At 65.7% G+C, this 15,750-nt stretch carries 8 protein-coding genes and 1 pseudogene; all 9 read right to left on the bottom strand.

Annotated elements, in window-relative coordinates:
* Nucleotides 1-58: 58 nt before the first annotated feature.
* The 9 genes and pseudogenes from ACZI8R_RS06165 to ACZI8R_RS06125 all read right to left on the bottom strand — a co-directional run bounded on the left by ACZI8R_RS06165 (nt 59) and on the right by ACZI8R_RS06125 (nt 15,577).
* Nucleotides 59-1,016, bottom strand: a pseudogene (locus tag ACZI8R_RS06165) (hypothetical protein).
* Nucleotides 1,017-1,199: 183 nt separating this feature from the next.
* Nucleotides 1,200-2,747: an acyl-CoA carboxylase subunit beta gene (locus ACZI8R_RS06160; protein ID WP_463378687.1), complete on the bottom strand. Its 1,548-nt coding sequence runs from the start codon at nt 2,745-2,747 to the stop codon at nt 1,200-1,202.
* The gene (pks13, locus tag ACZI8R_RS06155; RefSeq protein WP_463378777.1) at nt 2,744-7,639 is read right to left on the bottom strand and encodes a polyketide synthase Pks13; all 4,896 of its coding nucleotides are present in this window, start codon (nt 7,637-7,639) and stop codon (nt 2,744-2,746) included. The genes ACZI8R_RS06160 and pks13 overlap by 4 nt, the downstream gene beginning before the upstream one ends.
* An 80-nt stretch (nt 7,640-7,719) precedes the next feature.
* Nucleotides 7,720-9,615 carry a long-chain-fatty-acid--AMP ligase FadD32 gene (gene fadD32 / locus ACZI8R_RS06150; RefSeq protein ID WP_463378686.1) on the bottom strand — a complete coding sequence of 632 codons (1,896 nt, stop codon included), beginning with the start codon at nt 9,613-9,615 and terminating at the stop codon, nt 7,720-7,722.
* Nucleotides 9,616-9,797: 182 nt separating this feature from the next.
* A complete protein-coding gene (locus ACZI8R_RS06145; RefSeq protein ID WP_463378685.1) occupies nt 9,798-10,790 on the bottom strand; it encodes an LLM class F420-dependent oxidoreductase in 993 nt (330 codons plus the stop codon).
* A 135-nt stretch (nt 10,791-10,925) separates the two neighbouring features.
* Nucleotides 10,926-11,906, bottom strand: coding sequence for a cutinase family protein (locus ACZI8R_RS06140; protein ID WP_463378684.1), 981 nt, complete (start codon nt 11,904-11,906; stop codon nt 10,926-10,928).
* Between the two features lie 10 nt (nt 11,907-11,916).
* Entirely contained in the window at nt 11,917-12,471 is a 555-nt protein-coding gene (locus ACZI8R_RS06135; RefSeq protein ID WP_463378683.1) for a DUF732 domain-containing protein, read from the bottom strand.
* A 100-nt stretch (nt 12,472-12,571) separates the two neighbouring features.
* On the bottom strand, nt 12,572-14,413 hold the full coding sequence (locus ACZI8R_RS06130) for an alpha/beta hydrolase-fold protein (protein WP_463378682.1): 1,842 nt from the start codon (nt 14,411-14,413) through the stop codon (nt 12,572-12,574).
* Between the two features lie 168 nt (nt 14,414-14,581).
* Complete coding sequence (locus tag ACZI8R_RS06125; protein ID WP_463378681.1) at nt 14,582-15,577, bottom strand: alpha/beta hydrolase; 996 nt, start codon at nt 15,575-15,577, stop codon at nt 14,582-14,584.
* Between the last annotated feature and the right edge of the window lie 173 nt (nt 15,578-15,750).

The raw sequence follows: 15,750 nt of genomic DNA, 5'->3' as shown, positions 1-15,750 counted from the left end.
CGACCAATGTCACACACGTTCAGCTCACGCGAACCGGTGTGACATTGGTCGGGGTGGGTTAGTGGGCACCGATCAGGTGAACAGCCGGACGCGGGCGTGACACGGCCAGCTCCCAACCCGCACGAAGGTCCGCCAGGACCGTCGCCGGTTCCGAGCGCAGCTGCTTGGGCAGGTGCGTGACCACCACGATTCCGGCGCGCTGCATGCGCGCCCGCCGAACTATCGTCGCCTCGTGTTGCTGCGCCGACAGGTGATAGCGAAGCGAATCGATCTCCCACGCCATCGCAACGCCGTCCAGCCAACCGTCGGGCCGAGCTATCCACTTTCCGTCCACCGCGATATCCCGGTTGTGAATCATCGGGGGCAACCCGCTCGTCGCGTACAGCTTCTGTGCCTGCACCTCCGCGACGGAATGCGCGTCGTCCGTCAGTTCCCTCAGCACGGCGCGTGGAACGCGGCTGCCTCGGTCGCTGCCCGCCGACAGTTCTCCGACCAGTTCGCTCACGGTCACGTCGCCGCGTTGTAGTGCCTCGGTGAGCAGGGCCCGGCAGGTGTTCGCGTTCGACATGCGCCGCGACGCATCCAGCAGACATCGGGCCACCGGCGCCGTACGCAGGGTGCCCGCGCCGTACTGCCTCTGGCTGACGCCATGTGCGTTCGACGGTCACGTACGAGACGTCACGACGATGCTGCGTCGACGGAACCAGCAGCAACACCTGATTAATCGACGATGCCGCCGGATACCCCAGCGCCGCAAGCCCGGCATGACCCGACAGCAAAGCGTGTGGCCCGCCATATTCGAGAGCTGCGACCACCCGCTGATTCCAGGACGGCGGACCGTTGTGGAGTAGAACGACCCCCGGCAACATCCGCTGCCACGGCCCGCCCGGCCGGCAACGAGAGGACACCGTGGCCCGGCCGATCTCGAACTGCTCGAGCGCAGCCGACCGCACTACGCCATCACAGCTTGCAGCAACAATTTCGTGGTGGTTCTCCACCCAGGTTCCCCGCAACATGGGGTCAGGATGCAGTACCTACTCGGACAGAAGCGGACCAATATGGCCGGCAGAACCCGCCAGTGGACAACCCTCTGCCTGTGGACAACCGCGCGAAACTACCCCACCACCCCCGACCAATGTCACACCGGTTCGCGTCAGCTGAACCGGTGTGACATTGGTCGGAAAGGGGGGAGGGAAAAATCAGAGCGGGAGAAGGTGATGCTTGCGCGGGTTGCGCTCGACCTTCTTGTCACGCAACAGCGTCAGTGCCTTGCGGATCTCGAGGCGGGTGGTCGACGGTTCGATCACCGCGTCGATGTAGCCGCGTTCGGCTGCGATGTACGGCGTGGCGATGTTCTCGTTGTAGAAGTTCACCAGCTCGCGGCGGACAGCATCCGCGTTGTCACCTGCGGCCTCGATCTGCCTGCGGCCCATGATGTTCACGGCGCCCTCGGCACCCATGACGGCGATACGGGCGGTCGGCCACGCGAGATTGATGTCCGCGCCCAACTGCTTGGAACCCATCACGGCCCAGCCGCCGCCGTACGCCTTACGAATCACGACGGTGACCTTGGGAACAGTGGCCTCGACGAATGCGAAGAGGAAGCGGCCACCGCGTTTGATGACGCCGACCTTCTCCTGCTCGAGCCCTGGAAGGAAGCCGGGGGTGTCTACGACGAACACCAGCGGGATGTCGAATGCGTCGCACAGGCGCACGAAATGCGCAGCCTTGTCCGAACTGGCGGCATCCAGCGCTCCGGACAGGAACATGGGCTGGTTGGCCACCACTCCGACCGAGCGTCCGTCGACACGTGAGAATCCGGTGATGATGTTGGGCGCGACCAGAGCACCGACCTCGTGGAACGTTCCGTCGTCGAAGATCCCGAGCAGGATGTCGTGCATGTCGTAGCCGGCGTTGTCGGCATTGGGCATGAACGAATCGAGTGCGCGGTCGCTGTCGGTGATCTCGGGTTCGAGTCCGGGATTGACGATCGGCGCCAACTCGTGACAGGTCGACGGGAGAAAGCTCAAGTACTCACGAACCCACTCGAAGGCAGCCTTCTCGTCGGGCGCAACGTGGTGAATGTTGCCGTACTGGGCCTGGTTTCGGGCCCCGCCCAGCTCGTCGAGACTGACGTCCTCGCCGGTGACGGACTTGATGATGTCCGGCCCGGTGACGAACATGTACGAATCGTCCGTGGCGACCACAATATCGGTGTTGATCGGCGCGTACACGGCGCCACCGGCGTTCTTGCCGAGCACCATCGAGACCTGCGGGCACATCCCGGACAACGGTTCCTGACGGCGACCGAGCTCCGCGTACCAGGCGAGCGACGTCACCGCGTCCTGCACACGGGCACCAGCCGATTCGTTGATGCCGACGCACGGGCAGCCGTTCTTCGCGGCGAACTCCATGATCGCTGCGACCTTGCGGCCGAACATCTCTCCAGCCGCGCCACCGAACACCGTCTGGTCGTGGGCGAACACTGCGACCGGTCGGCCGTTCACGCGACCGTGCCCGGTGACGACGCCGTCGCCGTACGGATTCGAGGCGTCACCCTGCATCTTCGCGAGCTTGCCGGTCTCGATGAAGCTACCTTCGTCGAACAACATGTCGATCCGCTCACGCGGCGACGGCATACCCTTCGCCTTGCGCTTGGCGAGGGCACGCTCCGAACCGGGCACTTCAGCCGAATCGAGCTTTTCGCGTAGCTCGGCCAGCTTCTCTGCCGTCGTCGATGTTGTCACTCGGTCGCTCCTGTTCCCGCGGGATCGATGGCCGCGAGCTTCTTGGTGAGATCCGCACCGATCTTGGAGATGTACGGCTCGTCGACGATCTGGATGTGATCGCCTCCGATATGGATGATCTCGAGGTTCTCGACCGCGTCACCCCAGCCGCCGTCGGGCTTGCGCGTCTTGAACGCAGGCTCGAGTGCGATGGCATCGTCGTGGTACTTGTCGGCCAGGTAGAGAACGACGTCGCCGTCGTACTGCTCCGCCTTGGCCGTGAGCAGCGCGCGGTTGTCGAGGTACGACGTCCGCTGATGCTCGATGATGCCACCGGGAATCTTTGCGCCACTGAGCTTGAGGAGCTCGCCGAGGATCTTGATCTGTTCCTCGTCGGTCTTCGCGGCCGCAAGCTTGTCGTATGGCAGTGGGTAGTCGACGTTGTACGTCTTCTTCGCGAACGCCGCGTACCGCTGCCAGCGCTTCTTGTTCTCCTCCGGAGTCTCTTCCATGTCTTCACCGGCCATCACGGTGTCGATCAGGCCGACGACGCGAACGTCCGCGCCGGACTCGCGCAGCAGCTTGCCGACCGCGTACGCCAGCACGCCACCGAGCGACCAGCCGTACAGCACGTACGGGCCGTCGCCTTGGATCTCACGCACGAGCGGCAGGTACTCGGCCGCGCGCGTCTCGATCGGGCCTTCCGTCCGCTCGAGGCCGAACATCGGCGTGCCCTTGGGCAGACGACGCAGCAACGGCTCGTACGCCACGGTGGAACCGCCGGCTGGGTGGAACACGAACACCGGTGTGGCCGTGGAACCTTCCGGGCGCGGCGACAGCGTGCGGACCAGTCCGTCGATCTTTCCGCCGTCTTCGAGGAATCCGCGCACCACGTTGGCGAGTTCTTCGACAGTGGTGGAATCGAGGACGTCGTCGAAGGTCACGTCACCGCCCGAACGCTCGGACAGACGAGCGGACAACTTCTCCGCCACCTCGTCCGTGAGGATCGGGAGAGTGTTGAAGATGCCCTTCGCGGACGATCCGGTGACGACCGCCCAGGTCGCGAAGGTCAGTCGTTCTGCGGCGTCGCGCGGTGGGACGTCGTCTTCGCCGACCTCCGGGATCACGGTCTCCTCTTCGGGAACCGTCACCTCGTCCTGCGCTGCAGGCTCGGTGGACGCCTCGGTCTCCGTGACGCCGGCTGCCCCCGTGGCGCCCGCTGCTTCGGCTGCCTCTTCTGCTTCCTTCTCCGCCTTCTGCTTGTCGGCGAGCGCCTGCACCTCTTCGCGATTCTCGATCGCGTAGCGCAGGTACTTGCCCACCTCGAGGAGATTGGCGTCGCGCACGGCCTGCAGTTGCAGCTGAGGAATGTCGAACTCGTACTCCACGCGGTTCTTGATGCGCACTGCCATCAGCGAGTCGAGTCCCAGCTCGATCAGCGGGATCTCGGCGGGCAGATCCTCCGGCGCGTAGCCCATGGACTCCGCGACGATGAACGCCAGACGGTCGTCCATCGACTGCGACCCGTTCGGATCCCACCGGTCGCCGATGTCCTCGACGACCTCGGGCAACGTCTCGACCGGTCCGGTGCTCTGCTCGACGGCTGGCGCGGCGATCGGCGCGGTGACCGGCTCCGACAGCGCCTCACCGGACGTGACGACCGCGTCGAACAGCAGGGTGAAAGCCGACCCGTCCTTGGCGTGGACCTGGATCGATGCTCCACCCGGATGCGGATTGAGCGTGGTGGTCAGCGTGCCCGCGGTCGGTACCGCTGCGTGCGGAATCGACGCGGTGAGGGTGACGTCCGACAGCACCTGGGACGCCGCAGCCGTGACGAGCGCCGGCAACTCGGTGATGTTGCCCGCCTGCACCTCCCACACGTGGCGACCGTCGGGTAGTGCAACGTGCGAACCGGGGGCCCGCGTGTTGCCGCTCGAGTTGATCCGATTGTCGAGCCAGTAGCGCTTGCGAGTCCATGCGGTACGCGGAACGTCCGCGTACTCGCCCTCGGGTAGCAGCGAATTCAGGTCGACGGCATGACCGTGTACGTACAGCTGGGCCAGGGCCGCGAGCACGCCGAGCGGCTCGTCTTCCTTGCGCTTGAGTGTCTGGATGAGCTGAACGTCGTGGAGTCCGGCGTCGAATGCGGTGGCGGCCACCGACATGAGCGCGACCGGGTTGGGTGCGAGCTCGACGAACGTGGTGTGGCCGTTGCCGACAGCGAGCCGCACGGCCTGCGTGAAGTACACGCTGTGCCGCATGCCCTTCACCCAGTACGCCTCGTTGTGAACCGCATCGTGGCCCGCCCGGTAGTACGTCTCCTGATCGACCGACGAGTAGACGCCGCGCTTCAGCTTGGTCGGTTCGATTCCGGCGAGCTCGGCAGCGAACTCGCCGAGGATCGGATCGACCTGGGACGTGTGGCTCGCGCCCTTGGTCTGCAGGACGCGTGCCATCTTCTCTTCGCCCTCGGCGTGGGCGACGATGGCCTCGATGTCCGACTGCGGACCACCGATGACCGTGTGGGTCGGCGCCGCGTACACGCACACTTCGAGCTTCGGGTACTTGGGCAGTAGCGCTTCGATCTCCGTGGAGCTGTACTCGAGCAGCGCCATGAGTCGGATGTCGTCGCCCTGCAGCGTCGACTCGCCCTCGCCCATCAGACGCGAACGCGAGCAGATGACGCGGACCGCGTCCTCGAGCGACAGTCCACCCGACAGGTACGCGGCAGCCGCCTCGCCCATCGAGTGACCGACGACCGCTTCGGCATCGGCGCCGTGGTGGCGCAGCAGCGCGGCGAGACCGATCTGGATCGTGAAGATTCCGACCTGTGAGGTCTCGACGTCGTAGTCGATCGCGTCGTCGAGGAACTTCTCGCGCATCGAGTAGCCGGCCTCGTCCTCGATGAGCACGTCGACCTCGTCGATCGCCTTCGCGAAGACCTGGTTCTCCTGGTACAGCTGCTTGGCCATCTTGCGGTGCTGCGAACCGAAGCCCGACAGCACCCAGACCGCGCCCTTCGAGGACGGCGAATCGGCCGAGAAGACACCCTGGCCGGGCTTGCCGGCCGCGACGGCGCGCAGACCCGTGATGGCTTCCGCGCGTGTCTTGGCCAGGACCACGGCACGCGAACGCGCGTGGTTGCGCCGAGCGAGACTGCGGGCGACATCGGTGAGCGGAGTCTGGCTGCCCACCTCGGTCTCGAGCCAGTCCGCGAGGTCTGCGGCTGCCCTGCGACGGCGGGACGGCAGAGCGCCCGACACCGGGAGCACCACGGTCACGTCTTCGGCGGGAGCCTCGGCGACCGGAGCGGCGTCCTGCTCCTCCGACTCGGCGGGGACGTACTCGCGGACGACGACGTGCGCGTTGGTACCACCGAAACCGAAGCCCGACACACCGGCGACGGCCTTGCCCGTGTACCTGGGCCACTCGGTGACCCCCGAGATTACCTCGAGGTGCGCCTTGTCGAACGGGATGTACGGATTGGGGCCCGCGTAGTTGAGCGAGGCGGGGAGCTTGTTCTCCTGCATCGCCAGGACGACCTTGATGAGCCCGGCCGCGCCGGCCGCCGCCTCGAGGTGCCCGAAGTTGGTCTTCGCGCTGCCGAGCAACGCGGGCTTGTCTTCGTCGCGGCCACGGCCGACGACGCGCGCGAGAGCGTCCGCCTCGATCGGGTCACCGAGAATGGTGCCCGTTCCGTGCGCCTCGATGTAGTCGACGCCGGTGGGGACGATGCCCGCGTCACGGTAAGCGTGTCGCAGCACGTCCGCCTGAGCGTCCGGGTTGGGAGCAGCGAGTCCGTTGGAGCGTCCGTCCTGGTTGACAGCGCTGCCCGCAATCACTGCAAGCACCTTGTCGCCGTCCCGCTCGGCGTCCTCGAGACGCTTCAAGACGACGAGTCCGCCGCCCTCGGCACGAATCATGCCGTCCGCGTCGGAGGAGAACGCCTTGATGCGACCGTTCGGGGCCATCACGCCGAGCTGATCGAATCCGAGGGTGGCCGCCGGGGCCACCAGCATGTTGACGCCACCGGCCAGCGCGACGTTCGACTCGCCGGAGCGCAACGAACGGGCAGCCTGGTGAACGGCGACGAGCGACGACGAGCACGCAGTGTCCACCGCAATCGAGGGGCCACGGAAGTCGTAGAAGTACGACACGCGGTTCGCGACGATGGAAGTGGACGTACCGGTCAGCGCGTAGGGGTGCGCCGTGACCGGGTCGCTGACCGCCAGCAACTGATAATCGTTGGCCGAACTTCCGACGAAGACGCCGACCTGTTCGCCCTTGAGCTGGTTCGCGGGAATGCGAGCGTGTTCGAGCGCCTCCCACGTCAGCTCCATCGCGAGCCGCTGCTGCGGATCGACGTTCGCGACCTCGAGCGGCGACATGGCGAAGAACTCGGCGTCGAAACCTGCGACGTCGTCGAGGTAGCCGCCCTGTGTGTTGGCCTTCTCGACGGCCGCCTTGATGGCCGGGTCGGAGGTGAACTCCTCCCAGCGGCCTTCGGGGAGTTCCGAGATGCCGTCGCGGCCCTCGATCAGCTGCTCCCACATCTGGGCGGGAGTGACCCCCGAGCCGGGGAAGCGTGATGCCATGCCGACGATCGCGATGTCGTGCGAATCCGACACCGCGCCGGACGTGTAGAAAGCCTCGTCCCCCGCGCTGTCGGGCAGCTCGGGTTCGCCCTCGATGATGCGGGTGGCCAGCGACGCGATGGTCGGATGCTGGTACGCGACCGTGGCGGTGAGGGTGACCCCCACCAGTTCCTCGATCTCACCACTGAGTGCCACGGCATCCCGCGACGAGAGCCCGAACTCTTCCATCGGACGATCGTCGGTGATTGCGGTGACCGGCTGACCGGTCGCGTCGGCAATCCATCCGCGCAACCAGTCACGCAGCTGCGCGACGGTCATATCCCCCGTCGCGGCATCAGAAGCGGTCCGGTCGTCAACATTTTCAGCCATCAATACACCAAGCTACCCGTCATGGAGGACTATTCGGACACGCTGTCGGGGAACGCCGTCTGCGTGTGTCCGCCACGCAGAGTCCCCTCGATGTAGGCCGCCCGGCAGGCACGGTGAGCGATCTTGCCGCTCGACGTACGCGGGATCGAGCCGGCGGGGACCAGAAGGACGTCGCGAGCCGTCACACCGTGGCGGACCGAAATGGCACCGCGCACCGTGTCGGCGATCGGCTGCGGATCTGCCTTGCCGGCACCCGGCGCACGCTCGGCGACGAGGACCAGCTGCTCGGAGGAATCGTCCGCGTCGAACGACAGGCCCGAATGGGTGTTCTCGAAGACCACCGGCGGTAGCTGGTTGGCCGGCACCGAGAACGCCGCCACGAATCCGGGACGCAGCGCGTCGCTGGCTTCCTGAGCCGAAGCCTCGAGATCCTGCGGGTAGTGATTGCGCCCGTCGACGATGACGAGGTCCTTCACGCGACCGGTGATGTAGAGCTCGCCGTCGACGTACACGCCGTAGTCGCCGGTACGCATCCAGTTCGCGTCCTCGGCCGTTCCCTCGGCATGGCTGTCCTTGGAAAGCGGGGTCGCGAGCTTGTTGTGGAACGTCGCCTCGGTCTCGTCCTTGCGACCCCAGTAGCCGATACCGATGTTCTTGCCGTGCAGCCAGATCTCGCCGACCTCGTTGTCGGGACGCTCGGTGCGGGTCTCGGGGTCGACGATGGTCGCCCACTGGCTCCGCGCGACGTAACCGCAGGCGACCTGCGGGATCGCATGCTCTGCGTCCTTGTCGACCTTGACGACGCGACCGGCGTTCAGCTCGTTTCGGTCCACGTAGATGACGCGGGCTTCGTCGGAGTGCTTGGTCGCGGAGACGAACAGCGTGGCCTCGGCCATGCCGTAGCAGGGCTTGATCGCCGTCTTGGGCAGTCCGTACGGCGCGAAGGCCTCGTTGAACTTGCGCATCGACGAGGTGGTGACCGGCTCGCTGCCGTTGATGAGGCCGATGACGTTGCTCAGATCGAGCGTCTCGCCGTTCTTGGGCAGGCCACGCGCCGCGGCATGCTCGAACGCGAAGTTGGGGGCAGCGGCGAACGTGCCTGCACCGTCGGAGACGGCGGCCAGTTCCTTGATCCACCGGTAGGGCCGCTGCACGAACGCGCGCGGACTCATGATGGTGATGTACTTGCCGCCGAGCGCGGGCAGGATCACCGTGAGCAGGCCCATGTCGTGGAACAGCGGGAGCCAGGTGACGCCGCGCGAGTTCTCGTTCAGCTCGATCGAGTCGACCATCTGCAGAACATTGGTACCCACGGCGCGGTGGGTGATCTCCACGCCTGCGGGGGTGCGGGTGGAACCCGACGTGTACTGCAGGTACGCGATGTCGTCGAGATCGGTGGGCGGACGGGTCCACGTCTCGCCGACGCTGTCCGGGATGGCGTCGACGGCGATCACACGCGGACGCTCGGCTGCGGGCAGGGCGCGGAAGAACTGGCGAACACCCGCCGCGGACGAGGTCGCCGTGAGGATCGCCGTGGGCTTGCAGTCCCCGAGAACCGCGTGCAGACGATCGCCGTGACCGGGCTCGTCCGGATCGAACAGCGGCACGGAGATGGTTCCGGCGAAGATGGCGGCGAAGAAGGAGATGACGTAGTCGAGACCCTGCGGCGCGAGAATGGCGACCCGATCGCCGGGCTCTGTGACCTGCTGGAGACGAGCCGCGACAGCGCGCAGACGGTAGCCGAACTGCTCCCAGTTGAGCTCGTGCGCCTCGCCGTCACGCTCACGCGAGTAGTCGATGTAGCGGTACGCCAGTTCGTCCGCGTTCTCGCGGGTGTGGCGCTCGACGTAGTCCACCAGGGTATTTCCCGGTGTGAGCCGAATTTGGCCCGTCTCGTCGATGAAATCGTCGAACTTCGCGTTCATTCCTTCTCCTCCGAAGCGATCACACAAGCACACACCGTGGTGTCTGCCTCGCGCCCCTGACTTCCTTCGCTGAATCGGATCTTGTCAATCAATCAACTATGGGCTCCGTGCCGACAGCACACGTGCCCCGAACCGAACTATCGGTTCGAAACCCCCGATATGTTACAGATCCGCATCGGTCACTATTCGCCGGACAGTTGAGAGATGATCGGCGCGAAGGCGTCCATCTGGGTCGGGAACACACCCACGTACGACATGGACGTCTTCTCCCGCACCATCCGAATCTGGTCGGCGATCTCCTCGAAGGAGCCGATGGCCAGGTACGGGGAGTTGAGAATTTCGTCGACCGACAACTTCACGTCCGCCTCGATGTTGGGCGGGAACCCCTGATCGATCGCGCCGAGCGCCATCTCTGCAGTCTGCTCACGGTCGTCGGTGATGACGATGGTGGTGATCGTCCAGTTGAGTTCGATGTCGTCGAACCGGTCACCCGCTGCTTCGCGGATCCGGTCGACGCGCTCCATCGTCTTCTCGAGGGTGATACCCGACAGCAGCAGCTTGCCTTCCTTGCTCGTCGGGGTCGCCACCGAAATGATGTCGGCGTACTTGGCCGCGAGAGCCAGCATCTTGGGGCCGCCGCCGCCGACGGCGATGGGCGGACGCGGGCCCTGACGCGGGCGCGGGCTGCCGGTGAGTCCCTTGATCTGGTAGTACTCGCCGTCGAAGTTGCACTCCTGACCGCGCAGCAAGGTGTCGAGGATCTGGAGAGACTCCTCGAGCTTGGCGATCCGAACGCCGGGACGCTCGTAGTCGATGCCGCCCTTGTCGAACTCTTCCTTCATCCAGCCCGCGCCGATGCCGAGCTCGAGACGCCCGCCGGACAGTACGTCGATCGTGGCGGCATCCTTGGCCAGGATGGCCGGGTGCCGGAAGCCGTTGGCCAGAACCGCCGTCCCGAGACGAATCTTGTCCGTGGCGACAGCGAGTGCGCCGAGCGCCGCGATCGGGCCGACCTGGTTGCCGAGGTGATCCGGAATCATGAAGCTGTCGAAGCCGAGTTCCTCGGCCTTCTGTGCGAGCTTGACGAACCGGCGTGCTCCGCCTTCGTCGGCGTTGCCCTCTCCACCGGCTGCGAATCGGAACTTGCGCAGCGAACTGCCCTCGGCGGAACTCATATGTATTGCTTCTCCTGTGGTGACGGCGCCCGGTTTACCGAATCGCACTCTACAAGGGACGGAGAACGCACTCTACCGGCGAGTAGTGGCGACGAGCACACCTTTGGAGCATCTCACAAATACAGTTTGTGGCTATCACTCATGTGGGGGCGTCGGAGCAGCCTCGATCTTCTCGCTCGCCCAGTTCGTGATCCACTGCGTCGAAGTGGTCCCCGACTCGTCGACGACGTAGCTGTTGTACATCGCGTGCACCGGGTTGTTGAAGTACTCGAGCAGCCGTGACGCACTCGCCAGCCAGTTCCCCGGCTTGAACGCTCCGGGCGGGGCATCGCAGATTCCGTCCGAGGGCGCGCAGATCTCGACGGCGCGATCTCCGAGTTCACCGAACCCGCCTTCACGCGGACCGGTCATCGAGATGCCGGGAACCTTCAGGCCGGCGAGCGACAGCTCGGCGCCCACTCCCGCGACCGGCTGACCAACGTTGGTAGCCGCAGCCGGATCACGACGGCCGTCCGCGATGAGACCGACACCGAGCACCTGGTCTGCGGGCACCGGGCCGTCGCCAGCGCCGATGGAGGCGGCGATGTCTCCGGCGATGACGGCACCCTGCGAGAAGCCGACGAGCAGGTAGTTGGTCAGCGGGCACTCCTCGTGCCTACTGGCGAGCAGGTCCGTGGCGCGCTGCGTCCCCTCGCCACGACTGTTGTTGTACGACTCCTGCCCGTCCGGCGGTATGGCGACCGGGTTCGAGAACTGGGCGACGTACGGAACCGTGTAGACATCGGCACGCGACGGATCGAACTGCGCCTGCAACGGCTGAGTGATGTTCAGCATCAGCGATGCCGGGTTCGCGGTCGGGTTGTACGGGTCGTCCGTCGACGAGGACTCCCAGGTCCCCGGAACGGACAGGACCTGCACGTCCGGGCAACTCGCGGGTTGCGCCGAGGGACGTTCGGGTCCGGGCGGGGTGGGCGTGATCTTGGTGCCACGACCGGCCAGGATGTACCAGAGCACGATCGCGATCAGTACCAGCACAAGGAAGATCGCCACGGCGATCACCAGCTTGCGCAGGATTCCGCCTCGCTTCTTACGCGTTCCGCGCCCGGACCACGACATCGTCTACCGCCTACTTGCAGTACACCGCGTCGGCGGCATCGATGTAGGTCTGGGCCTGCGCGGCGGCGTCCACCGTCGACAACTCCTTGCCCGCTGCGGCAGCGTCGCTGCCGACCATCGGGGTCAGGAACACGAGGGTCTCGGCGTCGGGCTTGCCCTGCTCCTTCGAGGCGCAGATGAAGTCACCGGCGCTCAGTGCGATGGCACCGTCACCGGCGGGCGTGATGCCCCGGTTCCCGAGCTCGTCGAGGAACTTCTGCCCCTCTGCACTGACCGGCACCTCGGTGGGGCCGGGGAAGTCGCTCGGCTGTTCTTCCGGGGTCTCCGGTGGCGCCGTGGCTGCTTCACCGGGGCTCGTGACGGGGGACGACGACTTCTCTTCGGCCTTGGACGAAGGAGCGGCGCTCGACGAAGCCTCTGCTGCGGACGTCGTGGGCTCGGGGGTGGACGACGCGGTGGAGTCGTCGCTTCCACACGCAACCAACGACCCTCCCACCGCAGCGGTGAGAGCACCCACGGCGAGTGCGCGGGTGAAGGTCTTGCGGGTGCGAGAGAACTGCGGCATGAATTTCCGTCCTTGCGTCCAAGTCGTTGTCGATCAACAGGATACAGACGCAGTGCGGGCGGCAGCCTTTACGCTGCCGCCCGCACTGCTCGGTTCGAAACTAGTGAACCTCTGCCTTGTCGCCCATCACAGTGATGTACCCGAACTGGAAGTTCTGTTGCACACCGCCCGGGATGGCGAACTTGTCGCTGATCGGGTATCCGATCCGTCCCGCCTCGTAGCCGACGCTCTTCCAGGCGTCGAAGATCGGGCCGTTCTCGATCGCCCACGATCCGGAGAGCGGGCTCCAGTAGATGTTGCCGCCGTCGAACTCGTTGAACCGGCCCATGTCACGGACGGGGATCTCACTCGTCTTCGGGAAGCCGAGCCATCCGCCCTCGTAACCGAGTTCGGCGTACTTGCCCATGATCATTCCCTGCACCGCGTGGGTGCCGTTCTCGGGACTGAAGTACATGGCGCCGATCTCGAAGCCCTGAACCGCGCCCGGCTTGTCCGGGGTGGCGGCCTCGTCGGCGACGGGGTAGCCGAGCGGTCCGGCTTCCCAGCCCTGACGCGCCCACTCGTCACGGATCGCACCGCGAATCGCGTGGCCGCCCGTCTGCGGCGTCCAGTAGATCGAGCCGTGCTCGAAGTGGTTGAAACGGCCACGTCCGTCCGGGGTACCCAGCTCGGGGGTGGACGGGAAACCGAGCGGCCCGGCAGGCCCGCCTGCGGCCTGGTACGCGCCACCGACTCGTCCGGCCACCGGCTGAGTCTTGCCGTCCTTGGTGAAGATGCGGCCGAACCGGAAGTCCTGCACCGTGCCGCCGGCGACGTTGTATTCGCCAGTGACACAGTCACCGATCCACTGGTTCGCACCCGCGACGTCACCGATCGGACCGCCCACGTTGCACGCCGGCTTGTCGACCTCCACGCCCAGAGTGTTGGCCAGCTGGGGCCACAGCTGATGCAACTCGAACTGCCAGTACGGCCACGAGTGCGTTCCCGACGGGCGGTAGTTGACCTGTGCGGGGATACCCAGCTTGTTGATCTTGGTCGCGAAGGCCTGCGACGTGAGGCGCGAAAGGATCTCGAGGCCCATGCCCGCGTAGTTGGTACTCACACCCGGAATACCGGAGGGCTGATCGTACGGACCTGTGGTTCCGCTACCGCTCGAGATGTAGAGGCTGACGCCCTTGAGATGCTCGGCGAGCAGGTACGGATCGTGTTCTTCCCAGGCCGGGCTCGACGGCGGTCCCCACATGGCACCCGAATCGAATCCGCCAGCGTCCATCATCGCGTACTGGACGGCCTGCGGCATTCCGAGAGACGTGGTGGTCAGCATGCCGGACAGCGAGCCTGCGAACTTGAAGAAGCCCTCGTTCCTGGCGGCGAGGAACATGGCGGCGGTGCCACCCATCGAGAGGCCGACGACCCCGCGCTCCTTGGTGCTGCGCCAGTCGCTTTCGAGAATGGGGGGAAGTTCCTTCGTCAGGAACGTTTCCCACTGGTAGTTCTGGCCGTTGTCCTGGTCGACCCAGTCCGAGTAGAAGCTGGACTGTCCACCCACGGGGAGCACGACGTTGACGTTCTTGTCGGCGAAGAAAGCTTCCGCGTCGGTCTCGAGCGTCCAGCCGCTCTGGTCGTCCTGCGCACGCAGACCGTCGAGCATGAACACGGACGGGAATTTCGCGTCCGGCTTCGCATTCCAGTCCCGCGCCAACAGCATCTGGACCTGGATCGGCACGCCCATCGACGGCGAGTTGATCCACAGCGCGACTCGGCGGTCGGACAACCAATCGATGTGATGGATGCTCACACCGGCCGGCGCCTGCACTGCGGCCGGGGCCGCGTGGGCCGCCGGAACGGCCGAAGCGGTGGCGGTCGACGTGAGGCCGACCGCCACCGGAAGCACCAGCACAGCTGCGAGAGAGGCGAGTGCCCGACTTCGAAGGTGCCGCATCAAATTTCCACTCTCTTTCTGCACACGGCGGTCGCAGGAGCGCGACCAGCGCGTAGAGGTCGTCGAATACTCGACCGAGACCTCACGTTCGGGTTCTTTTTACACGCAAAAGCCCGCAGAGTGGAGTTGCCGCGCTGTTACTACTGATGCATTTGTTGTGAAACGTCCCTAGCCGATGGTGTTGCCGAGATCGCCGGCCAGCTCGTGGATCTGCTGCTCCCAGTAGCGCCAGGTGTGAATACCGCGCGCCGGGAAGTTGTAGGTGACGTTCTTCGCGCCGATCGCCGCCATCTTCACCTGGAACGCGCGAGAGTTCGCGAGAGCCATGGTCTCGAGGCCGGCACCGGTGCTGGCGTTGAAGACGTCGAGTGCACTCTTCGGTGCAGCGCCACCCTTGGCCGGGATACCGCTCGCGGCCGAGACGAACACGCGGGTGCCGTTGTCGCGAAGACGATTGGCGAACACGAACGGGTCGTTGCGCAGCCACGCCGGGTTCCACGGCGGGCCCCACATCGCGTCGACGTTGTAGCCGCCGGCATCGAGCATCGCGACACGGATGGCTTCACGCATGCCGGGAGCCGAGATGTTCAGGTAGCCCGACAGCGAACCGGCGTAGTTGAACTGGTCCGGGTGGTACGCCGCCAGCGTCAGAGCCGCGCTGCCGCCCATCGACAGACCGATGATGCCGTTGTTGGTCTGCGAGAAGCCCAGCTCGTTGCCGAGGGCATTGGGAAGGTTCTCGGTGAGGAACGTCTCCCAGGTGTAGGCACGGTCCTGCTTGTTGAACGTCGACTTGGCAACCCAGTCGGAGTAGAAGCTGGACTGGCCACCGACCGGCTGGACGACGTTGATGTTCTGACCGGCGAGGAACGGGCCTGCGTCGGTGTTGATCTCCCAGCCGCTCAGGTCGTCCTGCGCACGCAGACCGTCGAGCAGGTAGACGACCCGATCGGTGTTTCCGTCGGCAGCGCGCCAGATGCGGCTCTTGACGGGCCCCATGTCGGAATCGACCCAGAAGTCCTGGGCAGCCGGATCGAAGGCTGCGGACGCCGTGGCGCCGCCTCCGATGAGCGTGACACCGAGTGGCATCGCGACGGCCACTGCGACGGCGGCTGCGACTCGTCTGAGCCATCCGCCTGTTCTTGTGGAACCCCCAACTCGCATGTGAATCCTTGTCTTCCCGCTAGGTCGGTCTGCCGCGGCGAGCGGCGTTACTGGGCATACTCCGGACGCGCCCGCGGGCGCAAGAAATTCTCAGTACAGACGCCACCCGCGCAGCCAGGCTGCGCGGGTGGCGTCTTGACGGGGTTACCTTACCGACTGTTCAGTTCATTGCA

This window comes from Rhodococcus huquni (assembly GCF_055231055.1).
This window is presented reverse-complemented; position numbering and strand designations above follow the sequence as displayed.

Excerpts from the sequence above, each read along its gene's own strand:
- pks13 (WP_463378777.1), bottom strand. The coding sequence starts at position 7,639 with ATGACCGTCGCGCAGCTGCGTGACTGGTTGCGCGGATGGATTGCCGAC.
- ACZI8R_RS06135 (WP_463378683.1), bottom strand. The coding sequence starts at position 12,471 with ATGCCGCAGTTCTCTCGCACCCGCAAGACCTTCACCCGCGCACTCGCC.
- ACZI8R_RS06140 (WP_463378684.1), bottom strand. The coding sequence starts at position 11,906 with ATGTCGTGGTCCGGGCGCGGAACGCGTAAGAAGCGAGGCGGAATCCTG.
- ACZI8R_RS06145 (WP_463378685.1), bottom strand. The coding sequence starts at position 10,790 with ATGAGTTCCGCCGAGGGCAGTTCGCTGCGCAAGTTCCGATTCGCAGCC.
- ACZI8R_RS06130 (WP_463378682.1), bottom strand. The coding sequence starts at position 14,413 with ATGCGGCACCTTCGAAGTCGGGCACTCGCCTCTCTCGCAGCTGTGCTG.
- ACZI8R_RS06125 (WP_463378681.1), bottom strand. The coding sequence starts at position 15,577 with ATGCGAGTTGGGGGTTCCACAAGAACAGGCGGATGGCTCAGACGAGTC.
- fadD32 (WP_463378686.1), bottom strand. The coding sequence starts at position 9,615 with ATGAACGCGAAGTTCGACGATTTCATCGACGAGACGGGCCAAATTCGG.